This window comes from Streptomyces sp. NPDC042102 (genome assembly GCF_055582305.1).
Map to the genome: position 1 here is coordinate 134,745 of NZ_JBVJDL010000011.1, position 22,564 is coordinate 157,308.

A 22,564-nucleotide genomic window follows, 5' to 3' on the forward strand; every position below is an offset into this window, starting at 1 on the left:
CTTTCCTCGGGGCACTGCGGGCGGGGTGTCGGCGCGGCGGTGCGGGGGCTCCCCCGGCGGCGACACCCACAGAAAAGCACTTTCCTTTTGAAAGCGCAATCTGCAAGTTAGCGCTACCCAGGGGTACGCTTGCCTCATGGAGACTCCCGCCCGCACCGAAACCGCGACGGCCTGCGAACTGGCGTTCGATGTCTTCGCGCGCGCGTGCCCGTCCCGCGAAACGCTGGAACACGTCACCGGCCGCTGGGGCGGCCTGACCCTGGGAGCGCTGTACGAGGGTTCGTGCCGGTTCAACGAACTGCGCCGGCGCGTCGACGGCGTGAGCGAGAAGATGCTGTCCCAGACCCTGCACGCGCTGGAGCGCGACGGGCTGGTGCACCGGGAGGCGCAGCCGACGAACCCGCCGCGCGTGGACTACGAACTCACGCCGATGGGGCGCGAGGTCGCCACCCGGCTGCTCACGCTGATCCGCTTCCTGGAGGAGGGCATGCCGCAGGTGCTGGCCGCCCGGGAGGCCTACGACGAGGCGCGCGGCACCCTCTGACAGCGCGGGCAGAAGTAACTGGACCGGTTCATCCAGGGCCGGCGCCGCATCGGAGTCCCGCAGCGCCGGCACGGCTCGTCCTCGCGGCCGTACGCGTCGAGCGAGCGGTCGAAGTAGCCCGATTCACCGTTGACGTTGACGTACAGACTGTCGAAGCTGGTCCCGCCGACGGCGAGGGCCGCGTTCATCACGTCGCGTACGTGGCCGAGGAGTTCCACGCTCCGGGGCCGGGTCAGCCGGTCGGTCGGGCGGTCGTAGTGCAGCCGGGCCCGCCACAGGGCCTCGTCGGCGTAGATGTTGCCGACACCGCTGATGAGCGACTGGTCGAGCAGCGCCCGCTTGACGGTGCTGCGCTTGGCGCGCAGGGCGAGGTGGTACGCCGTCTCGTCGAACAGCGGGTCCAGCGGGTCCCGGGCGATGTGGGCGATGACGTCGGGCAGGCCGTCCGTACTGCCGGCGGCGCTCTCGTGCAGCGAGAGCCCGCCGAACGTGCGCTGGTCCACGAAGCGCAGCTCGGTGCCGAGGTCGTCGCGGAACCTGACCCGGATCCGCAGGTGCTTCTCGTCCGCGGCCTCCTCGGGCTGGACGAGCAGCTGACCGCTCATCCCGAGGTGCCCCAGGACCGACGTGCCCTGCCCTTCGAGGGGCAGCCACAGGTACTTGCCCCGGCGCATCGGCACGCCGATGGTCCGCCCGGCCAGCCGGGCGGCGAAGTCGGCCCCGCCGGCGGGGTGGCGCCGTACGGCCCGCGGGTGCAGCACCTCGACGGAGTCGACGGTCCGGCCGGCCACCCAGCGCTCCAGCCCGCGCCGTACGACTTCCACCTCGGGCAGCTCGGGCACGGTCTCTCCTGGGGAAAAGGGCGCGGGTCGGTCGTGGTCGAGCCTACCGACCCCGCCCGAAGGCCCGGAAAACGGGGCCGCCCGCCCCCTCGGACCGAGGGGGCGGGCGGGATGCCCGAAGGAAGGGCGGGTCAGGCGGAAGGAGTGTCGGCAGGGGTCGGCGTCCCGCCGTCCTCACTTCCTCCGGCGGCCGCCGCCGCGGCCTGGGCCGCGATCCGCTCGTCCGCGGCCGCGCGGATCGCGCGCCACGCGGACTCCGCCGCCTGCTGTTCCGCTTCCTTCTTGCTGCGGCCAGTGCCGGTGCCGTACGAGACACCACCGACGCGGGCGGCAGCAGTGAAGGTCTTCTCGTGGTCCGGACCCGTCTCGGTGACCAGGTACTCGGGTACGCCAAGGCCCTCGGCCGCCGTGAGCTCCTGGAGACTGGTCTTCCAGTCCAGGCCGGCTCCGAGGTTCGAGGACTTCTCGATCAGCGGGTCGAAGAGCCGGTGCACCAGCTCCGAGGCCGCGTCGAGTCCCTGGTCGAGATAGACCGCGCCGATCACCGCTTCCAGGGTGTCGGCGAGGATGGACGCCTTGTCCCGTCCGCCCGTTCCCTCTTCGCCCCGGCCGAGCCGGATGAAGGAACCCAGTTCGAGGCCACGTCCGACCTCCGCCAGCGCACGCGAATTGACCACCGCGGCCCGCAGCTTGGCCAGCTGGCCCTCGGGCAGGTCGGGGTGGGTGCGGTACAGCGTGTCCGTGACCACCAGGCCGAGCACGGAGTCCCCGAGGAACTCCAGGCGCTCGTTGGTGGGCAGGCCGCCGTTCTCGTACGCGTACGAACGGTGCGTCAGCGCACGCACCAGAAGGGCGGACTCGAGCGTGTAGCCGAGCCGCCCTTCCAGAAGCGTGTGGGACGAGGCCGCGTTGCTGCTGTCTGCCTGCTTCTTATCGCCGGCAAGCTCAGACATTGCGCCTCTCACCAGCCGCTCAGACCTCGAGGACCTGGCGCTTGTTGTAGGTGCCGCAGCTCGGGCACGCGATGTGCTGGAGCTTCGGCTCCTGGCAACGCTCACACGAAACCAGGGTGGGGACCGCAGCCTTCCACTGCGACCGGCGGTGGCGCGTGTTGCTGCGCGACATCTTCCGCTTCGGAACAGCCACGGCTACTTCTCCTGCTTCTCGGCGGCGCTCTGAACGTCGTCAGATGCAGTGCCGCTCATGTTGTCCTTCTCGCCGTCCTGATCGGTCACGACGAGTCCCTGCAATGCCGCCCAACGGATGTCGACGGCTTCATGGTGGTGGTCCGGGTCGTCGTTCAGGCTGACCCCGCATTCGGGGCACAGTCCGAGACAGTCCTCCCGGCACACCGGCTGCAGCGGCAGTGCGAGCACCACCGCGTCCCGCAGCACGGGTTCGAGGTCGAACAAGCCGTCCTCGAGGAAGAGCCTGTCCTCGTCGTCCTCGGCGTCGTCGCCCGGCTCCGCCTTCACGCGGCCCCGGTCGTCGGCGTCAGGGTACGAGAACATCTCCTGGAAGTCCGTGTCGAGCTCACGCTCCACGGCCTCCAGACACCTTACGCACTCCCCCACGGCCGATGCACGGGCGGTGCCTGTGACAAGCACCCCTTCCATGACCGACTCCAGGCGGAGGTCGAGCTGGACGGGGGCGCCCTCCGGCACCCCGATGACCCCTTCGAGACCGAGGTCCGCCGGAGCCGCGATCTCGCGGGACAGCCGCTGCATGGCACCAGGACGCCGTCCCAGCTCGTGCGTGTCGAACACGAGGGGGTTGCGGTGGTCGAGGCGGGCGTTCAGGGCCGTTCCTGCTTTCGTGAAATCGCTCAGATAGCCGCCTGCGGGCAGCATGGAGGGAGTCGCATACGCGCGACCGAACAGCCAGGATACCCGGCGCTTCGCCCTGAGCCCAATCCGGGCCGGTCGCGCGGCTAGGCCCGGTCGTCGAAGTGGCCGCGCGAGGGAGGTGCCCCCAGCCGCAGCTGGTCGAGATTGATCATGCTCGTGTCGAAGAAGCTGGTCTCGTCGAGCCCCGGCTGCGGCACCTGCGGGTACGGGTGCGGCTGCGGCTGGTGCGGCTGCTGCTGCTGGTGCGGCTGCTGGTAGGCGGCGTACGGGTCGCCCTGCTGGGGCTGGATCTGCTGCCGGGGCGCCTGCGCGTAGGCGGCCGCCGCGTACGGGTCCGGCTGCGGGTATCCCCCGTACGGGTCCTGGTACACCGGCTGCTGGTAGGAGTACGTCTCGTACACGGGTTCCGGCTCCGGTGCGGCCTGGGCCGGGATCGCCACCGGGGCCCCCGGCTCGGCCAGCCCCGCCAGGAAGTCCGCGTCGCTGCCCGAGCGCGACGAGGCCGGGCCGCCCGCCGCGTCCTGCGCCGCGATGTGCGCCCCGAGGTCCTCGTCGGGCAGCCGGCCCAGCAGCTTCTGCCGGCCCCGCCCGACGGCCTCCAGGGTCTTGGAGAGCACCGCCTCGAAGGTCGCGAGCTTGGCGTCCACGTACGCGTCGGCCTGCCGGGCGCGGGTCTCGGGGTCGTGGCCGCGCTCGGGCGCCTCGGCGTCCGCGTGACCGTGCTCGTCCGCACCCGGGCCGCGGCCGAGGAGCTTCTCGCGGCCGCGGTCGACCGAGCCGATGGTCTTGGTGAGGACAACCTCGAAGTTCGCCAGCTTGCTGTCGACGTAGTCGTCGGCCTCGGCCCTGATCTCGGCGGCCTCGTGGCGGGCCTGCGCCAGGATCCGGTCCGCCTCCTGCCGCGAGCGGCGGGCGACCTCGGTGTCGGAGACCAGCGAGCCGCGCTGGGCGTGCGCCGACTCGATGATCCGCTCCGCCTCCCGGCGGGCGTCCTCCACCATCCGCTCACGGCCGCCGAGCAGCTCCTGGGCCTGGGCGAGCGAGCCGGGCAGCGCCCCGCGCACCTCGTCGAGCAGGGCGAGCAGCTCCGCACGGTTGATCACGCAGGAGGCCGACATCGGCATGGAGCGCGCCCGGTCGACCGCCGCCACGATCTCGTCGAGCTTCTTCTGCACGTCCATGGGGTGCTCGCACTCTCTCGGCCCCGGCTGGTTCCCGGGACGGACGGGACGACTGTACGGCCGCCGGCCGGCCCCGGGACACCGGTCGCCGGGGTCAGCGACTGGCCAAACGTTCCATCAGCGCGGCGTGCACGTGCGGCGGCAGCAGGTGGGCGACGTCGCCGCCCCAGGACGCGACCTCCTTGACCAGCGAGGAGGACAGGAAGCTGTAGGTGGGGATCGTCGGCACGAACAGCGTCTCGACGCCCGACAGGCCCATGTTCATCTGCGCCATCTGGAGCTCGTAGTCGAAGTCGCTGACGGCGCGCAGGCCCTTGACGATGGCCGGGATCTCACGCTGCTTGCAGAAGTCGACGAGCAGCCCGCGGAAGGCCTCGACCTGGACGTTCCCGTACCCGGCCGTCGCCTCGCGGATCAGTTCGATCCGCTCCTCGACGGTGAACAGGCCCTGCTTCGTCTCGTTGATCCCCACGGCGACGTGCACGACGTCGTACAGCCTGGAGGCACGTCCGATGACGTCGAGGTGCCCGTTGTGGATGGGATCGAAGGACCCCGGACAGACGGCGCGGCGCAACTGAACCCCCTCGTTCATGAGTCTTCGCTTGTGAAGGCGGCGCGGCCGTACCACAGGGTGCCCTCGCCGTACTTGCGCGACCGGAGCGGCTCGAAGCCCTCGGGCCACGGAAAGGCACCGCTCCTGGTGCTGCGCTCCACGGTGACGAGCGCGTCGTCCGTGAGCCAGCCATTGGACCGGAGTGTGAGCAGGATCTCCCGAAGATCGTCATGGCTGACGACGTACGGCGGGTCCAGGAAGACGATGTCGTACGGCTCCCCGGAGGCCGCAGCCGCCACGATCTGCTCGGCCTTGCCGGCCCGGAACTCGGCGCCGGGCAGGCCCAGGGTCCTGATGTTCTCCCGGATGGCGCGGGCGGCCTTGGCGTCGGCCTCGACGAGCAGGGTGTGGGCCGCGCCGCGGGAGAGCGCCTCCAGGCCGACCGCGCCGGAGCCGCCGTACAGGTCCAGGACGCGGGCCCCGTCGAGGCCGTGCAGCGACTCCCAGGTGGAGAACAGGCCCTCGCGCGCCCGGTCCGAGGTGGGCCGGGTGCCGGTGCCGGGCGGCACGGCCAGGCGTCGCCCGCCGGCGGTGCCGGCGATCACGCGGGTCATCTGGGGTCCTTGTCGTCTGCGGGGTCGGGGCGGGGCGGACCGTCCCGTCGGGGGACGGCCCGCCCCCATTGTCAGCCCTTCTCCAGGAACCGCTCCCGCTCGGTGTCCAGCAGGGCGTCCAGCGCCGTGCGCAGCCCGGGCAGGGCGGCGAGCTCGGGGTCGGCGGCGACCACGCGGGTGGCCTCCTCCCGGGCCTGGGCGATGACCTCCTCGTCCTCGATGACGGACAGCACGCGCAGCGAGGACCGCACGCCCGACTGGGCCTGGCCCAGCACGTCGCCCTCGCGGCGCTGTTCGAGGTCGATACGGGAGAGCTCGAAGCCGTCGAGGGTGGCGGCGACGGCGGCCAGCCGGGCCCGGGCGGGGCTGGCCTCGGGCATCTCGCTGACCAGCAGGCACAGGCCGGCCGCCGAGCCGCGCCCGACCCGGCCGCGCAGCTGGTGCAGCTGGGAGACGCCGAACCGGTCCGCGTCCATGATCACCATCACGGTGGAGTTCGGGACGTTGACGCCGACCTCGATGACGGTGGTGGCGACCAGCACCGTGACCTCACCGGCGGCGAAGCGGCGCATGACGTCGTCCTTGTCGGCCGGGTCCATCCGGCCGTGCAGCACCTCGACGGACAGCCCGGCCAGCGGGCCGGCGGCGAGCTGCGCGGCGATGTCGAGGACGGCGAGCGGCGGCCGCTTCTCGGCCTCGTCCTCGGCGGACGCCTTCTTCTTCCCGCCCTTGGTCTCCTCCTCGTCGTCGCCGATGCGCGGGCACACCACGTACGCCTGGTGGCCGCCCTCGACCTCCTCGCGGACCCGCTCCCAGGCGCGGGTGAGGAAGTGCGGCTTGTCCTTGGCGGGCACCACGTGGGTGACGATCGGGGAGCGCCCGGCGGGCAGCTGGTCCAGGACCGAGGTCTCCAGGTCGCCGAAGACGGTCATCGCGACGGTGCGCGGGATGGGGGTGGCGGTCATCACCAGCAGGTGCGGGGGCTGCTTGCCCTTCGAGCGCAGGGCGTCGCGCTGCTCCACGCCGAAGCGGTGCTGTTCGTCGACGACGACCAGGCCGAGGTCGTGGAACTGCACCTTGTCCTCGATCAGGGCGTGCGTGCCGATGACGATCCCGGCCTCGCCGGTGACCAGGTCCAGCAGAGCCTGCCGGCGCGCGGCCGTGCCCATCGAGCCGGTGAGCAGGACCACCTTGGTGCCCTGCTCCGAGCCGCCCAGCATGCCGCCCTCGGCGAGCTCGCCCATCATCTCGGTGATGGAGCGGTGGTGCTGCTGGGCGAGCACCTCGGTGGGCGCGAGCATGGCCGCCTGTCCGCCGCAGTCGACGACGGCGAGCATCGCCCGCAGGGCCACCATCGTCTTGCCCGAACCGACCTCGCCCTGGAGGAGGCGGTGCATGGGGTGGTCGGTGGCCAGGTCGTCGAAGATCTCGCGGGAGACGTTCTGCTGGCCGTCGGTCAGGGTGAAGGGGAGCTTGGCGTCGAAGGCGTCGAGCAGTCCGCCGGGGGCAGGGCGGCGCGGGACGGCGGGCAGCTGGGTGTCGGCGTGCCGGCGGCGGGCCAGGGCGACCTGGAGGACGAAGGCCTCGTCCCACTTGAGGCGGTCGCGGGCGCGGGCGATGTCGGCCTTGGTGCGCGGGCGGTGGATCTGGTGCAGGGCCTCGGGGAGGGTGAGCATGCCGCGGCCCTCCCGCAGGGCGGGCGGCAGCGGGTCGAGGGCGTCCGCGGTGCTGGGGAGCACCGCGTCGACGGCCTTGGAGATCTTCCAGGTCTCCAGCTTCCCGCAGGCCGGGTAGATCGGGATGAGCTGGTTGGCGAAGGCGTCCACCGCGTCGCGGTCGGCGCCCTCGCCGCCGAGCAGCTCGTACGCGGGGTGCGCGAGCTGGAGCCTGCGGTTGAACATGCCCACCTTGCCCGCGAACATCGCGCGGGTGCCCGGCAGCAGTTCCTTGTGCGGCTTGTGGACGCCGGAGCCGAAGAAGACCAGCTGGAGCCGGCCGGCGCCGTCGGTGATCGTGACCTCCAGGCGGCGGCCGCGGCCGCCGTTGAAGGTGAGCACGCGGGCGTCGGCGACCTGCGCGACGACCGTCACGTGTTCGTCCAGCTGGTCGGCGAGCTCGGCGAGCGGGGTCAGCTCGCCGCGTTCGGCGTACCGCCGGGGGTAGTGGTGCAGCAGGTCGCCGACCGTGTGCAGGCCGAGCTGCTCGGCCAGCACCTTGGCGGTGGCGGGGCCGAGCGTCTTCTTCAGTGGTTCGTCGAGCGCGGGCACGTGCTCCATTGCACACCATGGGTGTGACAGGGCGGCTACTCCACCCCGATGAGCAGGGGGGCCGAGTAGCGGCCGCCGCGGTAGGTGACGGTGTCCACGGCCAGGTGCCCGCCCCGTACGTACGCCGCCAGCCGGTCGGCGAGCGCGTCCGGCACCTCGGGGCCCAGGACCAGGGTGACCAGTTCGCCGCCGGAGCCCAGCATGCGGTCCAGGACCGCCTCGGCGGTCTCCGGCAGCCCGGCGCCGATCACCGCGACGTCGCCGTCGATGAGGCCGAGGACGTCGCCGGCCTGGCAGATGCCGGCGGAGGTGAAGGACTGCCGTTCGGCGACGGCCAGTTCCGCGTAGCGGGTGGCCCCGGCCGCCGCGGTCATGGCGACCACGTCCTCGTCGAAGCTGCCGTCGGGGTCGTGCACGGCGAGGGCGGCCAGCCCCTGGACCGCGGAGCGGGTGGGGATGACGGCGACCCGTACGCCCTCGGCGCGGGCCGCTTCGGCGGCCTCGGTGGCGGCCAGGCGCCATTCGGCGTCGTTGGGCAGCAGCACCACCTCGCGGGCGTGCGCGCGGCGTACGGCGTCGGCGACCTCGGCGGCGCTCGGCGGCTCGCCGGGGCGGGCGAGCACGGTGGTCGCGCCCGCCTCCCCGCAGAGCCCGGCCAGGCCCTCCCCGGGGACCACGGCGACGACGGCCCGCTGGGCGCGTTCGGCGCGGGCCCGCTGCCGGGCGTCGTCGGCGAAGTGCGTGATGCGGATCCGGTACGGCCGCCCGGCCTCCACGCCGGCCTCTACAGCGGCCCCGGGGTCGTCGACGTGGACGTGGACGTTCCACAGCCCGTCGCCGCCGACCACGACCAGGGAGTCCCCGAGCCCGTCCAGCCGGGCGCGCAGAATGTCCACGGCGGGCTCCGCGGCCTCCAGCAGGTAGATCACCTCGTACGCGGGCCCGCCCCCGAGTTCCCGGTCGCAGGGCTCGGCGGGGCGTGGCACGGGTACCGACCGCCCGGGGACCGGCTCGGCGGCCGGTTCCTGTCCGGACAGCGCCTGCCACAGCGCACCGAGGACGGCGACCAGGCCGCAGCCGCCCGCGTCCACGACCCCGGCCCTGCCGAGGACGGCCAGCTGGGCGGGGGTCCTCTCCAGGGCGGTGCGGGCCGCGTCGTAGGCGGCCCGGGCCACGGCGGCCGGCGCCCCGGCGGTGGTCTCGGCGGCCCGCGCGGCGGCGCCGGCGACGGTGAGCATGGTGCCCTCGACGGGGTGGGCGACCGCCTTGTAGGCGGACTCGGCGGCCCGGGTCAGGGCGTGGGCGAGCCGCGCGCCCGGCTCCTGACCGGCGGTCTCCGGGACCCCGAGCACGTCGGCCATGCCGCGCAGCAGCTGCGCGAGGATGGTGCCCGAGTTGCCGCGTGCGCCTATGAGGGCGCCGTGCGCGTAGGCCGTCACGGCCTCGGCGAGGGAGGCGGCGGCGGTGGTCCCGCTCACGTGCCCGGGCGCGCAGGCCGCCTCGACCTCGCGGGCGGCCGATTCGGCGGTCAGGTAGAGGTTGGTGCCGGTGTCGGCGTCCGCGACCGGGTAGACGTTGATCGCGTCGATGTCCTCGCGGGCCCGGCCCAGGGCGGTCAGCGCCAGGGAGCTCCAGGTGCGCACCACATCGGCGTCGAGGGTGTGCGACTCGTGCGGCACCGGGCGTTCCTCCTCGTGCGGGCTGGGGTTCACCGCAGGGTAACGAAGGGCGGGGCGGCTGCTGCGGGGTCCATGGTAGTTTTCCTGTACGGGAGCAGCCGTTGTATGCTGCTCCGGTTGCCCAGCGAAAGCTGGGCCATTCCCCCGGCAAACCACTTCGGACTTATCGATTCCGGTGCGCCGGATTCACTGTAATTGCACCTGAAGTCTTTGGAGTGACCTGTGGCTGCCAACTGCGACGTTTGCGCCAAGGGGCCGAGCTTCGGCAACAACATCTCCCACTCGCACCGCCGCACCTCGCGTCGCTGGAACCCGAACATCCAGCGCGTTCGTGCCGTGGTCAATGGGACGCCGAAGCGCCTCAACGCCTGCACCTCGTGCATCAAGGCCGGCAAGGTCTCGCGCTGACGCTCCCGTCGTAGCGCAGCCCTTCCGGTTGCCAAGAAGGCCGGTCCACCTCGGTGGACCGGCCTTTTGCCTTGCCCCGGAGGGCCCGGCGGGGCCGGCGGCCGACGAGGCTACGCGCGCCAGCGCCAGGCGTGGTCGACCGGGCCGATGCCGCCGCCCAGAGCGAAGCCGCCCCGGATCGCTCCGGTGACGTACTCCTTGGCCGCCGTGGCGGCCTCCGGCACGTCAAGGCCCCGGGCCAGCCCCGCGGCCAGCGCGGCGGCCAGCGTGCACCCGGTGCCGTGGGTGTGCCGGTTGTCGTAGCGGGGCGAGCGCAGCCACAGCCGGCGCTCGCCGTCGGTGAGCAGGTCCGCGGCCTCGCCGCCGTGCGCCGCGAGGTGCCCGCCCTTGATCAGCGCCCAGCGCGAGCCGTACCCGAGAACCGCGTCGGCGGCCCGGTACATGTCGTCCTCGCTCTCCACGGCCACGCCGGTGAGCTGGCGCACCTCGTCGAGGTTGGGCGTGGCCACGGTGGCCCGCGGAAGCAGGGCGGTGCGGACGGCGTCCAGCGCGGACGCGGCGAGCAGGGTGTCCCCGTGCTTGGAGACCCCCACGGGGTCGACCACGACCGGGGCGCCGGTGCCGGCCAGCAGCTCCGCCACGGTCTCCACGAGCGTGGCGGAGGAGAGCATCCCCGTCTTGACCGCGTGGACGCCGATGTCGTCCACGACGGCCCGGTACTGGGCCGTGACGGCCTCGGCGGGCAGCTCCCAGGCTCCCTGTACGCCCGTCGAGTTCTGGGCGGTCACGGCGGTCACCACGCTCATCCCGTGCACGCCGAGCGCCTGCATGGTCTTGAGGTCGGCCTGGATGCCCGCGCCGCCGCCGGAGTCGGATCCGGCGACGGTCAGGCACAGCGCGGGTGCCGCGGTCACCGCAGCGGCTCCTCGGTGACGTCGCCGCCGAAGTGGTCCCAGCCGCCGGTGCTGGTCCAGGGGGCGCCGTCGACGGTCACCTGGGGCTGGGCGGAGGGGTTGAGCACCTCGCCGATGACCTTCCAGCGGGCCGGCAGCTTCACGTCCGGCGGGAAGGTGGCGACGATGGCGTGGTCCTCTCCCCCGGTGAGCACCCACTGGAGCGGGTCCACGCCGACGGCCTGGCCGATGTCGTGCATCTGCGTGGGGATGTCCACGGCGCCGGACCTGATGTCGATGCGGACCTTGCTGGCCTCGGCGATGTGCCCGAGGTCGGCGATCAGCCCGTCGCTGACGTCCGTCATGGCGGTGGCGCCGAGTCCGGCGGCCGCGGGGCCCGCGTGGTACGGCGGCTCGGGGCGCCGGTGCGCCTCGACGAAGGCCCGCGGGGAGCGGAAGCCCCGGGAGAGCACCGCGAAGCCGGCGGCGGACCAGCCCAGCCAGCCGGTGACGGCGACGACGTCGCCGGGCTGGGCGCCGGAGCGCGTGACCGGCTCGTGGTTGCGCAGATCGCCGAGGGCGGTGATGGCGACGGTGATGGTGTCGCCGCGTACGACGTCCCCGCCGACCACGGCCGCGCCCGCGACCTGGCACTCGTCGCGGATGCCGTCCATCAGCTCGGTGGGCCAGGTGACCGGCAGCTCGGCGGGCACCACGAGACCGAGCAGCAGCGCGGTCGGGACGGCGCCCATGGCCGCGATGTCGGCCAGGTTCTGGGCGGCGGCCTTGCGGCCGACGTCGTAGGCGGTGGACCAGTCGCGCCGGAAGTGCCGGCCCTCCAGCAGGATGTCCGTGCTGGCCACCACGCGCCGGTCCGGGGCCGACACCACCGCGGCGTCGTCACCGGGCCCGAGCCGGACCGCCGGGGTGCTGGTGAGCCGGGAGGTGAGCTCCCTGATGAGCCCGAACTCCCCGAGCTCGCCCACAGTGCCCTTCATCGCTGTGCTCCTTCTGGCCCAGTCCGCTTGCGGTCGCGAGCCGTCACAGCTCTGGGTACCGTCAACAGATACGTCAACTTCTGCTCTGCGTACGCCCCGCTGCGCGCGGCGCCGGGCCCGCGGGTCTCCCCGCGGCACGCGACGACGCGGTACCGTGGCGTCCCTTCTCCCCCGGGCCCACCCGATTTCCCTGGGCCCATCCGAAGGGTAGGGGAAATGATCCTCGTGGCCGCCCTGGAGGTTCCGTGGTACAGGCGTACATCCTCATCCAGACCGAGGTGGGCAAGGCGTCGGTGGTCGCCGAGGCCATCGGAAAGATCGAGGGGGTGATCCAGGCCGAGGACGTGACCGGGCCGTACGACGTGATCGTGCGCGCCCAGGCCGACACCGTGGACGAGCTCGGCCGCATGGTGGTCGCCAAGGTCCAGCAGGTGGAAGGGATCACCCGCACCCTGACCTGCCCCGTGGTCCATCTGTAGCCCCCGTCTACTCTTGGCCGGTGATGTCCCTGCACCGCCGGTCCCGCCGTCTGCCCGCCCTGGTCGCCGCGCTGGTCCTCGCGGGCTGCGCGCCCGGCGACCGCGAGGCGCGGGTGGAACCACCGCCCACGCCGCCCGCCGCGGTCGCGGGACTCTGTGCCGCGCTGCACGAGGAGCTCCCGGACCGGGTGGCGGGCCTCGCACGCCGCGAGACCGCTCCGCGCTCGGACCTGACCGCCGCGTGGGGCGGCTCGGCGATCGTACTGTGGTGCGGGATCCCCCGGCCCCGCGAGATGGCCGATCCGAAGCAGGAGGGCATCCACGTCAACGGCGTCGCCTGGCTGCTGGAGCAGCTCCCCGCGGCCGAGGGCGGCGGTTTCCGGTTCACGACCGGGGGCCGGCTGGCCTATGTCCAGGTGGCGGTGGACAAGGAGCACGCCAAGGACGCCGGGATGCTGGTCGGTCTCTCGGACGCGATCGCGAAGACCGTGCCGGAGGGCATCTCCTCGTACTGAAGCGGCGTACGGAAGCCGCGTACGGGACCCCGCCGCGGGGTCCCGTACGCGGCGCCGTCGGGTGCCGGTACCGCTCTAGCGCAGCCCGGTGGAGCGGCGCAGTGCGGCCTGGACGAGGCGGTCGACCAGCTCGGGGTAGCCGATGCCGGTCTCCTGCCACATCCGCGGGTACATGGAGATCGGGGTGAACCCGGGCATGGTGTTGATCTCGTTGATCACGAAGGTGCCGTCCTCGGTGAGGAAGAAGTCGGCACGCACCAGGCCCTCGCAGGAGGCGGCGTCGAAGGCCTCGACCGCCAGGCGCTGCACCTCGGCGGTCTGCTCCGGGGTGAGCGGGGCGGGCACGATCCCGGAGGCGGAGTCGATGTACTTGGCCTCGAAGTCGTAGAAGTCGTGGCTGGAGACCGGCGGGATCTCGGCGGGGACGCTGGCGCGCGGCCCGTCCTCGAACTCCAGGACGCCGCACTCGATCTCGCGGCCGCGCAGCAGCGCCTCCACGATGATCTTCGGATCGTGGCGGCGGGCCTCCTCGATCGCGTCCTCCAGGCCGGTGACGTCCTCGACCTTGGTGATGCCGATGGAGGAGCCGGCGCGGGCGGGCTTCACGAACAGCGGCCAGCCGTGCTCGCCGGCGAAGTCCACGATCCGGCGGCGGGCGCCGGCGGCGTCCTGCTCCCACTCGCGGGGGCGGATGGTCACGTACGGGCCGACGGGCAGCCCGAAGGAGGTGAACACCCGCTTCATGTAGTCCTTGTCCTGACCGACGGCCGAGGCCAGGACGCCGGAGCCGACGTACGGGATGCCGGAGAGTTCCAGGAGGCCCTGCAGGGTGCCGTCCTCGCCGTACGGGCCGTGCAGCACCGGGAAGACCACGTCGACCTCGCCCAGTGCCTTGGGGATGGCGCCGGGTTCGGTGTAGACGACCTCGCGGCTGGCGGGGTCGACGGGGAGGATCACACCGCCGTCGGAGTCGGCGAGCTCGTCGACGTTCGGGAGCCTGCCGTCGGTGATGGCCATGCGCTCGGGCGCGTCGGCGGTCAGCGCCCACCGGCCGTCCGTGGTGATGCCGATGGGCAGCACCTCGTACTTGGTCCGGTCGATGGAGCGCAGGACGGCGCCCGCGGTGACCACCGAGATGGCGTGTTCGGAGCTGCGGCCGCCGAACACGACGGCCACACGCGGCTTGCGACCCTGCTGCTCAGGGCTCTGGGAGGAGTTCTCGCTGCTCATATCGGCTTGAGACTACCCGCTCGGTGGCACGGGAAGGTGTCAGCGGCGTTCCGGTTTCGCACTGCGGGACATCAGGTCCTTGAGTGCGAGGAGCGGCGGCTTGCCGTTGTGGACGATGTCCACGACGGTGTCGGTGATGGGCATGTCCACCCCGTGCCGGCGGGCCAGATCGGCCACGGACTCACAGGACTTGACGCCCTCGGCGGTCTGCTTGGTGACCGCGATGGTCTCCTCCAGGGTCATCCCGCGGCCCAGGTTGGTGCCGAAGGTGTGGTTCCGGGAGAGCGGCGAGGAGCAGGTCGCGACGAGGTCGCCGAGGCCGGCGAGGCCGGAGAAGGTGAGCGGGTCGGCACCCATCGCCAGGCCCAGCCGCGTGGTTTCGGCCAGGCCCCGGGTGATGAGGGAGCCCTTGGTGTTGTCGCCCAGGCCCATGCCGTCCGCGATGCCGACGGCGAGGCCGATGACGTTCTTGACGGCGCCGCCGAGCTCGCAGCCGACCACGTCGGTGTTGGTGTAGGGGCGGAAGTACGGGGTGTGGCAGGCCGCCTGGAGGCGCTGGGCGACGGCCTCGTCGACGCAGGCGACGACGGAGGCGGCGGGCTGCCGGGCGGCGATCTCGCGGGCCAGGTTGGGGCCGGTGACGACGGCGACCCGGTGCGCGGGGACCTTGGCGACCTCCTCGATGACCTCGCTCATCCGCTTGGCGGTGCCGAGTTCGATGCCCTTCATCAGGGAGACGAGGACGGTGTCGGGGGCCAGCAGCGGAGCCCACTCGGCGAGGTTGCCGCGCAGGGTCTGCGAGGGGATGGCCAGCACCGTGAAGTCGGCGCCGTGCGCGGCCTCGGCCGGGTCGGTGGTGGCCGTGAGGCCCTTCGGGAGCTCGACGCCGGGCAGGTAGTCGGGGTTGGTCCGGCCGGTGTTGACGGCGTCGGCGAGCTCGGGGCGGCGGCCCCACAGGGTCACCTCGCAGCCGGCGTCGGCCAGGACCATGCCGAAGGCGGTGCCCCAGGAGCCCGTTCCGAAGACGGCGACCTTCACGGGACGTGTCACTTGCTGCCCTCTCCCGCGGCCTTGCGCCGCTGTTCCGCCCTGGCCCGGCGGTGGTCGTACGGCTGCGCGGGGGCCTTCTCGCCGCGCAGTTCCTCCAGCAGTTCGGTGATGGCCGCCATGATGACCTCGGTGGCGGCCTTGAGGACCTCCGGGGTGGGCTCGCGGTCGTAGAACTCGGAGAGGTCCACGGGCGGTCCGGCGAGCACCTTGAGCGTCTTGCGGGGGAACAGGCTGAGCTTGTTCTCCTTGGCGTACGGCGGCATCGCCAGGTTGGCGCCCCACTGGGCCACCGGGATGACGGGCGCCTTGGTGATCAGGGCGACCCGGGCGGCGCCGGTCTTCCCGGCCATCGGCCACTGGTCCGGGTCGCGGGTGAGGGTGCCCTCGGGGTAGAAGGCCACGCACTCGCCGCGCTCGATGGCGTCCACGGCGGCCCGGAACGCGTCCAGGGCGTTGGTGGTCTCGCGGTACACGGGGATCTGGCCGGTGCCGTGCAGGATCGATCCGACGATGGGCGCCTTGAAGAGGGCGGCCTTGGCGAGCAGGCGGGGCACCCGGCCGCTGTTGTACTGGAAGTGCGCGTAGGAGAGCGGGTCCAGATACGAGTTGTGATTGACCGCGGTGATGAATCCGCCGTCGGCCGGAATGTGCTCCATTCCCCGCCAGTCCCGCTTGAACAGCACTACCAGCGGCGGTTTTGCGATGACCGCCGCCAGGCGGTACCAGAAGCCGATTCTGCGGCGGGACACGCGTACACCTTCCTCTCGGACCGGCGCGGCTCTCGGGCACCCGGTCGGCCGGACAAGTGTCGCCCCAGGTCCGGTCTCTGTCGAGAACACCGTACGCCCCGCTCGCGGTACCGGGACCCCCGGTCGCCGTACGGGGGCGACAATGGACGGACGTACGTACGACAGGGAGGGGCCGTCACGAACGCCGTCTGGAGCCTGGTGGTGCCGCTGAAGCCCCTCGCGGTGGCCAAGAGCCGCCTCGCGGCGGCGGCGGGCGCGGACCGTGCGGGGCTCGCGCTGGCGTTCGCGCAGGACACCGTGGCGGGGGCGCTGGCCTGCGCGGCGGTCGCGGATGTGGTGGTCGTCACGGACGACGCGCTGGCCGGGGCGGAACTGGCCGCGCTGGGCGCGCGGGTCGTCGCGGACGTGCCGGCGGCCGGGCTCAACGCGGCGCTGGCCCACGGGGTGCGGGCGGTGCGCTCGGGCCGCCCGCGGGCGGCGGTGGCCGCGATGAACGCGGATCTCCCGGCCCTGCGGACGCCGGAATTGCTACGCGTGCTCGAAAACGCCGCGGAATTCCCCCGGGCATTTCTGGCGGATGCGGCAGGAATCGGGACGACACTGCTTTCCGCGGCCCCGGGCGTGGAATTGGCACCCTCGTTCGGGGGTCCGTCGCGGGCCCGGCATTCGGCGTCGGGGGCGGTGGAAATCGCGCTGGCGGACGTGGTGAGCGTACGGCGGGACGTGGACACCGCCGAGGACCTGCGGGCGGCGGCGGCCCTGGGCCTGGGCCCGTACACGGCCCGATACAGTGCCGGTATGCAGGCGACCGCGTACACGTACGACCCCCGGACCCGCAGCGGCAGTGTGCTGCTGGACGACGGCACCCCGGTTCCCTTCGAGGCCCCGGCGTTCGACGCGGGCGGCCTGCGGCTGCTGCGGCCGGGGCAGCGGGTGCGGATCGAGACCGAGGGGTCGGGCGGCGCCCTGCGCATCACGCTGATCACCCTGCAGACGCTCTGACGCCTCGTACGACTACGGCCGCGACCGCGACCGCCTGACCTGCGGGTTCCCGCGCGGCGGCGGGTGCGGACGCACCGCGGGCCGGCCTCCCCAGCGGGGAAGCCGGCCCGGCGTGTGTGACGGCTGCCCTACTTCTTGCGGGCGGGAGCCTTCTTCGCGGTGGTCTTGCGCGCCGTGGCCTTCTTGGCGGGCGCCTTCTTGGCGACGGCCTTCTTGGCCGGCGCCGTCTTCTTCGCGGTCGCCGTCTTCTTGGCGGCCGTGGTCTTCTTCGCCGCGACGGCCTTCTTGACGGCGGTCTTCTTGGCGGCCGTGGTCTTGGCGGCCGTCGTCTTCTTGACGGCGGCCTTCTTGGCCGTGGCCGTGGTCTTCTTGACGGCCGTCGTGGTCTTCTTCGCGGCGGCCTTCTTGGCGGTGGCGGTCTTCTTCGCGGCGGCCTTCTTGACCGTCGCGGAAGCGCCGCCGGTCAGGCTGCCCTTCGGCGCCTTCTTGACGGCCACCTCGTCACCCTTGGGGAGCTTCTTGGTGCCGCTGACCAGGTCCTTGAAGCCCTGTCCCGCGCGGAAGCGGGGAACCGAGGTCTTCTTGACCCGGACGCGCTCACCCGTCTGCGGGTTACGGGCGTAGCGGGCCGGACGGTCCACCTTCTCGAACGAGCCGAAGCCCGTGACCGAGACCCGGTCGCCCGCGACGACCGCGCGGACCATCGCGTCGAGTACCGCGTCGACGGCGTCCGCGGCCTGCTGGCGGCCGCCGAGCTTGTCGGCAATCGCTTCTACGAGCTGCGCCTTGTTCACGTCTTCCCCTTCGGAGACATCGCCAGAACGAATGTGTTCAAGCTATTTCGCACGTTAGGCGGATATATACCGCAAATCAAACACGAAACGGGCTAATCACCCTAGTGCCGCAACGATGGGGGCCGTTGCGGAGTTCCTTCGCATCAGTCGCCTTCAGGGAATCGACCCTCGTCGAGGTCCTTCATCAACCTGTCCAGGCGCCTTGCCGCATCGGCGAGATCATGCTTCGCCGCAGCCGTGACGACCAACAGCTTCCGGGACAGCGCCATCCTTACGCCCTCCGGGACTTGCAGTGAGCGCACCCTTGCGTGTGCTTCTTTCAACCGGTCCGCGACGAGTTCGTAGAGCTCGAGTTGACTGTCGCGTTCCATGCACAGATTGTGCCATCTGGGGCGAGTTGTCGCCTCACGGGGCCTCAACATACGACTGTGCCCCCCGCCGGAGGGCGGGGGGCACAGTGCCGGTGCGGTGATCACCCGAGGGGTGAAGAAGCGCTGATCAGGCTGGAATCAGAGCGCGATCGTGCGGGGCTTGTAGGACGGCCGGGCGCTTTCGTACGCCGCGATGTCGGCTTCGTTCTGAAGGGTGAGCGAGATGTCGTCCAGGCCCTCCAGCAGACGCCAGCGGGCGTTGTCGTCGAGCTCGAACTCGGCCTCGATGCCCGTCGCGCGGACCTGGCGCGCGACCAGGTCGACGGTGATCTCGGCGGCGGGGTCGGCCTCGGTCAGCTCCCACAGCGCGTCGACGGTCGCCTGTGGCAGGACCACCGTCAGCAGACCGTTCTTGAGGGAGTTGCCGCGGAAGATGTCGGCGAACCGCGAGGAGATGACGGTCTTGAAGCCGAAGTTCTGCAGGGCCCAGACGGCGTGCTCGCGGGAGGAACCGGTGCCGAAGTCGGGTCCGGCGACCAGCACCGTCGCGCCCTGGCGCTCCGGGCGGTTCGTGATGAACTCGGGGTCCTTGCGCCAGGCCTCGAAGAGCCCGTCCTCGAACCCGTCACGGGTGATCTTCTTCAGCCAGTGGGCCGGGATGATCTGGTCGGTGTCGACGTTGCTGCGGCGCAGCGGGACGGCCCGGCCGGTGTGCGTGGTGAAGGCTTCCATGGCTGATCAGACTCCGGAGGGGGCGGGAGCGGCGGAGGACTCGGACAGGTCGGCGGGCGAGGCCAGGTGACCCAGGACCGCGGTGGCCGCGGCCACCTGCGGGGAGACCAGGTGGGTACGGCCGCCCTTGCCCTGCCGGCCCTCGAAGTTGCGGTTGGAGGTGGAGGCGGAACGCTCGCCCGGGGCCAGTTGGTCGGGGTTCATGCCCAGGCACATCGAACAGCCCGCGTGCCGCCATTCGGCGCCGGCCTCCTTGAAGACCTTGTCCAGGCCCTCCTCGACGGCCTGGAGGGCGACCCGGACGGAGCCGGGGACGACCAGCATCCGTACGCCGTCGGCGACTTTGCGGCCCTCGATGATCCCGGCGACCGCGCGCAGGTCCTCGATGCGGCCGTTGGTGCACGAACCTACGAAGACCGTGTCGACCTTGATCTCGCGCAGCGGCTGCCCGGCCGTCAACCCCATGTACTCCAGGGCCTTTTCGGCGGCCAGGCGCTCCGAAGCGTCCTCGTACGAAGCCGGATCGGGGACCCGGGAGGACAGCGGCGCGCCCTGGCCCGGGTTGGTGCCCCAGGTGACGAACGGGGAGAGCGAGGCGCCGTCGATGACGACCTCGGCGTCGAAGACCGCGTCATCGTCGGTGCGCAGGGTCCTCCAGTACGCGACCGCCGCGTCCCAGTCCTCGCCCGTGGGGGCGTGGTCGCGCCCCTGGAGGTAGTCGAAGGTGGTCTGGTCGGGCGCGATCATGCCCGCGCGGGCACCGGCCTCGATCGACATGTTGCAGATGGTCATGCGGGCTTCCATCGAGAGCTTCTCGACGGCCGCGCCGCGGTACTCCAGGACGTAGCCCTGGCCGCCACCGGTACCGATCTTGGCGATGATCGCCAGGATCAGGTCCTTGGCGGTGACGCCCTCGGCCAGCTCGCCGGTGACCGTGATCGCCATGGTCTTGGGGCGGGCCAGCGGCAGCGTCTGGGTCGCCAGCACGTGCTCGACCTGGCTGGTGCCGATGCCGAAGGCCAGCGCGCCGAAGGCGCCGTGCGTGGAGGTGTGGGAGTCGCCGCAGACCACGGTGGTGCCGGGCTGGGTCAGGCCCAGCTGCGGTCCCACCACGTGGACGACGCCCTGCTCGACGTCGCCGAGCGGGTGCAGCCGTACGCCGAACTCGGCGCAGTTCTTGCGCAGCGTCTCCAGCTGCGCGCGGGAGACCGGGTCCGCGATCGGCTTGTCGATGTCGAGGGTGGGGGTGTTGTGGTCCTCGGTCGCGATGGTGAGGTCGAGGCGGCGGACCGCGCGGCCGTTCTGGCGCAGCCCCTCGAAGGCCTGGGGGCTGGTCACCTCGTGCAGCAGGTGCAGATCGATGAAGAGGAGGTCGGGCTCGCCCTCTGCCCGCCGGACGACATGGTCGTCCCAGACCTTCTCCGCGAGTGTCCTACCCATCGCTTTCCCTCCGGCCGACGGCTGCGCCGGCACTTCTCGGTGCCCGATTCGCGGGCCGTTGTACGGCCGCACAACCACCTTCGCAAGTTCCTGGCGAAATTGAACTTGCGTTTCACAGTGTGAGACGTGAATATCGTTTCATGGACAACTCTAGCGGCGTCGGCGTTCTCGACAAGGCAGCTCTGGTACTGAGCGCACTGGAGTCCGGTCCGGCCACCCTCGCCGGGCTGGTCGCGGCGACAGGGCTCGCACGACCCACGGCACATCGCCTTGCCGTGGCACTGGAACACCACCGGATGGTGGCGAGGGACATGCAGGGCCGGTTCATCCTCGGCCCGCGGCTGGCGGAGCTCGCCGCCGCGGCCGGCGAGGACCGCCTGCTGGCCACGGCGGGACCGGTGCTCACGCACCTGCGCGACGTGACGGGCGAGAGCGCGCAGCTCTACCGCCGGCAGGGCGACATGCGTATCTGCGTGGCGGCTGCCGAGCGGCTCTCCGGCCTGCGGGACACCGTGCCCGTGGGCTCCACGCTCCCGATGAAGGCCGGCTCGGCGGCCCAGATCCTGATGGCCTGGGAGGAGCCCGAGCGGCTGCACCGCGGTCTGCAGGGGGCGCGCTTCACGGCGACGGCCCTCTCCGGCGTACGGCGCCGCGGCTGGGCCCAGTCCATCGGCGAGCGGGAGCCCGGTGTGGCGTCCGTCTCGGCGCCGGTGCGCGGGCCCTCGAACCGCGTGGTGGCCGCCGTGTCGGTCTCCGGGCCGATCGAGCGCCTGACCCGCCACCCGGGCCGGATGCACGCGCAGGCGGTCATCGACGCCGCCGCCCGCCTCACGGAGGCCCTGCGCCGCTCCGGCTGACCCGTTCCGCCTGTCCCTCCACCCCCCGGGCCCCGGGGCGCGCACGACGCCGCACACGTTCGAACGCGCGCCCCCGGGCCCCTACTTGTGCCCGCCGGCGGGTCCCGGCGTACGTTCCGGAAACGACGAAGAGGCCCTCCGCGATCATCGCGGAGGGCCTCTCCTGTGCGTACCCCCGACCGGATTCGAACCGGCGCTACCGCCTTGAGAGGGCGGCGTGCTAGGCCGCTACACAACGGGGGCCTGCATCACAGCATGCGCTGCACTGCGCTGGGCTACCAGGACTCGAACCTAGAACAAAGGAACCAGAAACCTTCGTGTTGCCAATTACACCATAGCCCAAAGTGGTCTATACCAGACCGAGTACCCCCGACCGGATTCGAACCGGCGCTACCGCCTTGAGAGGGCGGCGTGCTAGGCCGCTACACAACGGGGGCCCTAGCGATCCTGCATCGAGACGTCCGGGAGCTACCCAAGAGACCTCGCGGGAAGGATCTGTACCCCCGACCGGATTCGAACCGGCGCTACCGCCTTGAGAGGGCGGCGTGCTAGGCCGCTACACAACGGGGGCTAAGCACTGCGTTACTGCTGCACTGCGCTGGGGTACCAGGACTCGAACCTAGAATAAGGGAACCAGAAACCCTCGTGTTGCCAATTACACTATACCCCACCAAAAGTCAACCCCCTGTGGGGCTTTCTTTTGAGTGGCGCCTCCGTCCGGCCTTTCGGCCCGCTCCGGCGGCGCAGAAAGAACATTACCGGATGCCTGACCGTGCTCCAAAACGGGTATCCCCGGCCAGCAGCTCCGGGAGCTGGGCGAGTCCCCTGATCCGGTGCACTCCGTCCGGTCCGGGACCGCGTTCGCCGTCCCGGTCCAGCCATACGGCGACCAGCCCGGCGTCCCGCGCGCCGCGGGCGTCGATCTCCGGCTGGTCCCCGACGTACGCCACGTCGGCGGCCGGCAGCCCCAGGGCGTCGCACGCCGCCCGGAACGCGGCGGCCTCGGGCTTGCTCACGCCCAGCTCGGCGGCGCACACCAGCACCTCGAAGCGGTCGCGCAGCCCCAGGTGACGCAGCTTGGGGTCCTGGTTGGCCGTACTGGAGTTGGACAGCACCCCGTGGCGGTAGTCCGCGCCCAGGGCGTCCAGGACCGGCAGGACGTCCGGGAAGAGCGCCCAGGCGGCCTTGTAGTGCGCGACGTACCGCTCGAACCAGTCGTCGGCCTCCTCGTCGCCCAGCTCGGGCCGCTCCAGGAAGTCCCGGACCCGGTCCCGCCGCTGCTCCTGGAAGCCCACCTCGCCGGCGGCGAAGCGCGCCCAGTTCCGGTCGGTGATCTCGCGCCAGCGGGCCAGCGCCTGGAGCGGTGTGCCGTAGCTCTCCCCCAGCCCCTCGTCCACCAGGTGGCGCGCCAGCCCGGCGGCGTCCGCCCCCGTGTAGTCGAAGAGCGTGTCGTCGATGTCCCACAGCACGGCGCGGATCGGCATGTGACCGACCTTACGCCGAAGCGCCCGGCGGCGGG

At 72.0% G+C, this 22,564-nt stretch carries 24 protein-coding genes, 5 tRNA genes and 1 pseudogene; 6 read left to right on the forward strand and 24 right to left on the reverse strand.

What is annotated here, in order from left to right:
- Positions 1 to 136 precede the first annotated feature (136 nt).
- Entirely contained in the window at positions 137 to 544 is a 408-nt protein-coding gene (locus ACZ6KO_RS30155; RefSeq protein WP_469307164.1) for a winged helix-turn-helix transcriptional regulator, read from the forward strand.
- Here the strand turns inward: ACZ6KO_RS30155 and mutM are convergent.
- The 9 genes from mutM to ACZ6KO_RS30200 all read right to left on the reverse strand — a co-directional run bounded on the left by mutM (position 517) and on the right by ACZ6KO_RS30200 (position 9,527).
- Positions 517 to 1,386: a bifunctional DNA-formamidopyrimidine glycosylase/DNA-(apurinic or apyrimidinic site) lyase gene (mutM, locus tag ACZ6KO_RS30160; RefSeq protein WP_469307165.1), complete on the reverse strand. Its 870-nt coding sequence runs from the start codon at positions 1,384 to 1,386 to the stop codon at positions 517 to 519. The two genes, ACZ6KO_RS30155 and mutM, sit on opposite strands and share 28 nt — an antisense overlap.
- Positions 1,387 to 1,517: 131 nt before the next feature.
- Positions 1,518 to 2,339 (reverse strand): ribonuclease III, encoded by an 822-nt coding sequence (gene rnc, locus ACZ6KO_RS30165; RefSeq protein ID WP_469307166.1) that lies wholly within the window; start codon positions 2,337 to 2,339, stop codon positions 1,518 to 1,520.
- A gap of 19 nt (positions 2,340 to 2,358) precedes the next feature.
- Positions 2,359 to 2,532 carry a 50S ribosomal protein L32 gene (gene rpmF, locus ACZ6KO_RS30170; RefSeq protein WP_003965982.1) on the reverse strand — a complete coding sequence of 58 codons (174 nt, stop codon included), beginning with the start codon at positions 2,530 to 2,532 and terminating at the stop codon, positions 2,359 to 2,361.
- A 2-nt stretch (positions 2,533 to 2,534) separates the two neighbouring features.
- Positions 2,535 to 3,236: a YceD family protein gene (locus tag ACZ6KO_RS30175; protein ID WP_469307167.1), complete on the reverse strand. Its 702-nt coding sequence runs from the start codon at positions 3,234 to 3,236 to the stop codon at positions 2,535 to 2,537.
- Between the two features lie 80 nt (positions 3,237 to 3,316).
- Entirely contained in the window at positions 3,317 to 4,414 is a 1,098-nt protein-coding gene (locus ACZ6KO_RS30180) for an ATP synthase F0 subunit B (RefSeq protein ID WP_469307168.1), read from the reverse strand.
- A gap of 94 nt (positions 4,415 to 4,508) precedes the next feature.
- On the reverse strand, positions 4,509 to 4,988 hold the full coding sequence (gene coaD / locus ACZ6KO_RS30185) for a pantetheine-phosphate adenylyltransferase (RefSeq protein ID WP_469307188.1): 480 nt from the start codon (positions 4,986 to 4,988) through the stop codon (positions 4,509 to 4,511).
- Between the two features lie 14 nt (positions 4,989 to 5,002).
- On the reverse strand, positions 5,003 to 5,581 hold the full coding sequence (gene rsmD / locus ACZ6KO_RS30190; protein ID WP_469307169.1) for a 16S rRNA (guanine(966)-N(2))-methyltransferase RsmD: 579 nt from the start codon (positions 5,579 to 5,581) through the stop codon (positions 5,003 to 5,005).
- Between the two features lie 71 nt (positions 5,582 to 5,652).
- On the reverse strand, positions 5,653 to 7,857 hold the full coding sequence (gene recG / locus ACZ6KO_RS30195) for an ATP-dependent DNA helicase RecG (protein WP_469307170.1): 2,205 nt from the start codon (positions 7,855 to 7,857) through the stop codon (positions 5,653 to 5,655).
- A gap of 26 nt (positions 7,858 to 7,883) precedes the next feature.
- Positions 7,884 to 9,527: a DAK2 domain-containing protein gene (locus ACZ6KO_RS30200; RefSeq protein ID WP_469307189.1), complete on the reverse strand. Its 1,644-nt coding sequence runs from the start codon at positions 9,525 to 9,527 to the stop codon at positions 7,884 to 7,886.
- A gap of 222 nt (positions 9,528 to 9,749) precedes the next feature.
- Between ACZ6KO_RS30200 and rpmB the strand changes: the two genes are divergently transcribed.
- On the forward strand, positions 9,750 to 9,935 hold the full coding sequence (gene rpmB, locus ACZ6KO_RS30205) for a 50S ribosomal protein L28 (RefSeq protein ID WP_007266795.1): 186 nt from the start codon (positions 9,750 to 9,752) through the stop codon (positions 9,933 to 9,935).
- A 110-nt stretch (positions 9,936 to 10,045) separates the two neighbouring features.
- On the opposite strand, the gene thiD is transcribed toward rpmB, so the two are convergent.
- Positions 10,046 to 10,849, reverse strand: a complete 804-nt coding sequence (gene thiD, locus ACZ6KO_RS30210; protein ID WP_469307171.1) for a bifunctional hydroxymethylpyrimidine kinase/phosphomethylpyrimidine kinase — start codon at positions 10,847 to 10,849, stop codon at positions 10,046 to 10,048.
- Positions 10,846 to 11,826, reverse strand: coding sequence for a thiamine-phosphate kinase (locus ACZ6KO_RS30215; RefSeq protein ID WP_401457063.1), 981 nt, complete (start codon positions 11,824 to 11,826; stop codon positions 10,846 to 10,848). The genes thiD and ACZ6KO_RS30215 overlap by 4 nt, the downstream gene beginning before the upstream one ends.
- A gap of 245 nt (positions 11,827 to 12,071) precedes the next feature.
- Here ACZ6KO_RS30215 and ACZ6KO_RS30220 point away from each other — a divergent pair, with 245 nt between their 5' ends.
- Both ACZ6KO_RS30220 and ACZ6KO_RS30225 read left to right on the forward strand, forming a co-directional pair.
- Positions 12,072 to 12,305: an Lrp/AsnC family transcriptional regulator gene (locus tag ACZ6KO_RS30220; protein WP_469307172.1), complete on the forward strand. Its 234-nt coding sequence runs from the start codon at positions 12,072 to 12,074 to the stop codon at positions 12,303 to 12,305.
- 23 nt (positions 12,306 to 12,328) lie between these two features.
- Complete coding sequence (locus ACZ6KO_RS30225; protein WP_469307173.1) at positions 12,329 to 12,820, forward strand: DUF3515 family protein; 492 nt, start codon at positions 12,329 to 12,331, stop codon at positions 12,818 to 12,820.
- 75 nt (positions 12,821 to 12,895) lie between these two features.
- Here ACZ6KO_RS30225 and ACZ6KO_RS30230 read toward each other — a convergent pair whose 3' ends face one another.
- From ACZ6KO_RS30230 to ACZ6KO_RS30240, 3 genes are read right to left on the reverse strand one after another with little or no spacing between them, the layout of a single operon-like run.
- Entirely contained in the window at positions 12,896 to 14,050 is a 1,155-nt protein-coding gene (locus ACZ6KO_RS30230; RefSeq protein WP_401457057.1) for a D-alanine--D-alanine ligase family protein, read from the reverse strand.
- A gap of 39 nt (positions 14,051 to 14,089) precedes the next feature.
- The gene (locus ACZ6KO_RS30235) at positions 14,090 to 15,100 is read right to left on the reverse strand and encodes an NAD(P)H-dependent glycerol-3-phosphate dehydrogenase (RefSeq protein WP_469307174.1); all 1,011 of its coding nucleotides are present in this window, start codon (positions 15,098 to 15,100) and stop codon (positions 14,090 to 14,092) included.
- On the reverse strand, positions 15,097 to 15,849 hold the full coding sequence (locus ACZ6KO_RS30240) for a lysophospholipid acyltransferase family protein (RefSeq protein WP_469307175.1): 753 nt from the start codon (positions 15,847 to 15,849) through the stop codon (positions 15,097 to 15,099). The genes ACZ6KO_RS30235 and ACZ6KO_RS30240 overlap by 4 nt, the downstream gene beginning before the upstream one ends.
- A gap of 195 nt (positions 15,850 to 16,044) precedes the next feature.
- Between ACZ6KO_RS30240 and cofC the strand changes: the two are divergent.
- Positions 16,045 to 16,650: pseudogene (gene cofC, locus ACZ6KO_RS30245) on the forward strand (2-phospho-L-lactate guanylyltransferase); the annotation flags it as partial.
- Between the two features lie 329 nt (positions 16,651 to 16,979).
- Here the strand turns inward: cofC and ACZ6KO_RS30250 are convergent.
- The 4 genes from ACZ6KO_RS30250 to leuC form a co-directional block, all read right to left on the reverse strand.
- On the reverse strand, positions 16,980 to 17,645 hold the full coding sequence (locus ACZ6KO_RS30250; protein WP_469307176.1) for an HU family DNA-binding protein: 666 nt from the start codon (positions 17,643 to 17,645) through the stop codon (positions 16,980 to 16,982).
- 143 nt (positions 17,646 to 17,788) lie between these two features.
- Positions 17,789 to 18,016 (reverse strand): SCO5555 family protein, encoded by a 228-nt coding sequence (locus ACZ6KO_RS30255; protein WP_219667952.1) that lies wholly within the window; start codon positions 18,014 to 18,016, stop codon positions 17,789 to 17,791.
- Between the two features lie 138 nt (positions 18,017 to 18,154).
- On the reverse strand, positions 18,155 to 18,748 hold the full coding sequence (leuD, locus tag ACZ6KO_RS30260) for a 3-isopropylmalate dehydratase small subunit (RefSeq protein WP_469307177.1): 594 nt from the start codon (positions 18,746 to 18,748) through the stop codon (positions 18,155 to 18,157).
- Between the two features lie 6 nt (positions 18,749 to 18,754).
- Positions 18,755 to 20,188 (reverse strand): 3-isopropylmalate dehydratase large subunit, encoded by a 1,434-nt coding sequence (gene leuC, locus ACZ6KO_RS30265; RefSeq protein WP_469307178.1) that lies wholly within the window; start codon positions 20,186 to 20,188, stop codon positions 18,755 to 18,757.
- A gap of 140 nt (positions 20,189 to 20,328) precedes the next feature.
- Between leuC and ndgR the strand changes: the two genes are divergently transcribed.
- Positions 20,329 to 21,045, forward strand: a complete 717-nt coding sequence (ndgR, locus tag ACZ6KO_RS30270; protein ID WP_030304142.1) for an IclR family transcriptional regulator NdgR — start codon at positions 20,329 to 20,331, stop codon at positions 21,043 to 21,045.
- A gap of 170 nt (positions 21,046 to 21,215) precedes the next feature.
- On the opposite strand, the gene ACZ6KO_RS30275 is transcribed toward ndgR, so the two are convergent.
- From ACZ6KO_RS30275 to ACZ6KO_RS30300, 6 genes are all read right to left on the reverse strand, one after another.
- A tRNA-Glu gene (locus tag ACZ6KO_RS30275) sits at positions 21,216 to 21,288 on the reverse strand.
- A gap of 27 nt (positions 21,289 to 21,315) precedes the next feature.
- A tRNA-Gln gene (locus tag ACZ6KO_RS30280) sits at positions 21,316 to 21,387 on the reverse strand.
- Between the two features lie 22 nt (positions 21,388 to 21,409).
- Positions 21,410 to 21,482: transfer RNA gene (locus tag ACZ6KO_RS30285), tRNA-Glu, on the reverse strand.
- Positions 21,483 to 21,543: 61 nt separating this feature from the next.
- Positions 21,544 to 21,616, reverse strand: a tRNA-Glu gene (locus ACZ6KO_RS30290).
- 27 nt (positions 21,617 to 21,643) lie between these two features.
- A tRNA-Gln gene (locus ACZ6KO_RS30295) sits at positions 21,644 to 21,715 on the reverse strand.
- Between the two features lie 85 nt (positions 21,716 to 21,800).
- Positions 21,801 to 22,529: an HAD family hydrolase gene (locus ACZ6KO_RS30300; RefSeq protein ID WP_469307179.1), complete on the reverse strand. Its 729-nt coding sequence runs from the start codon at positions 22,527 to 22,529 to the stop codon at positions 21,801 to 21,803.
- Positions 22,530 to 22,564 lie beyond the last annotated feature (35 nt).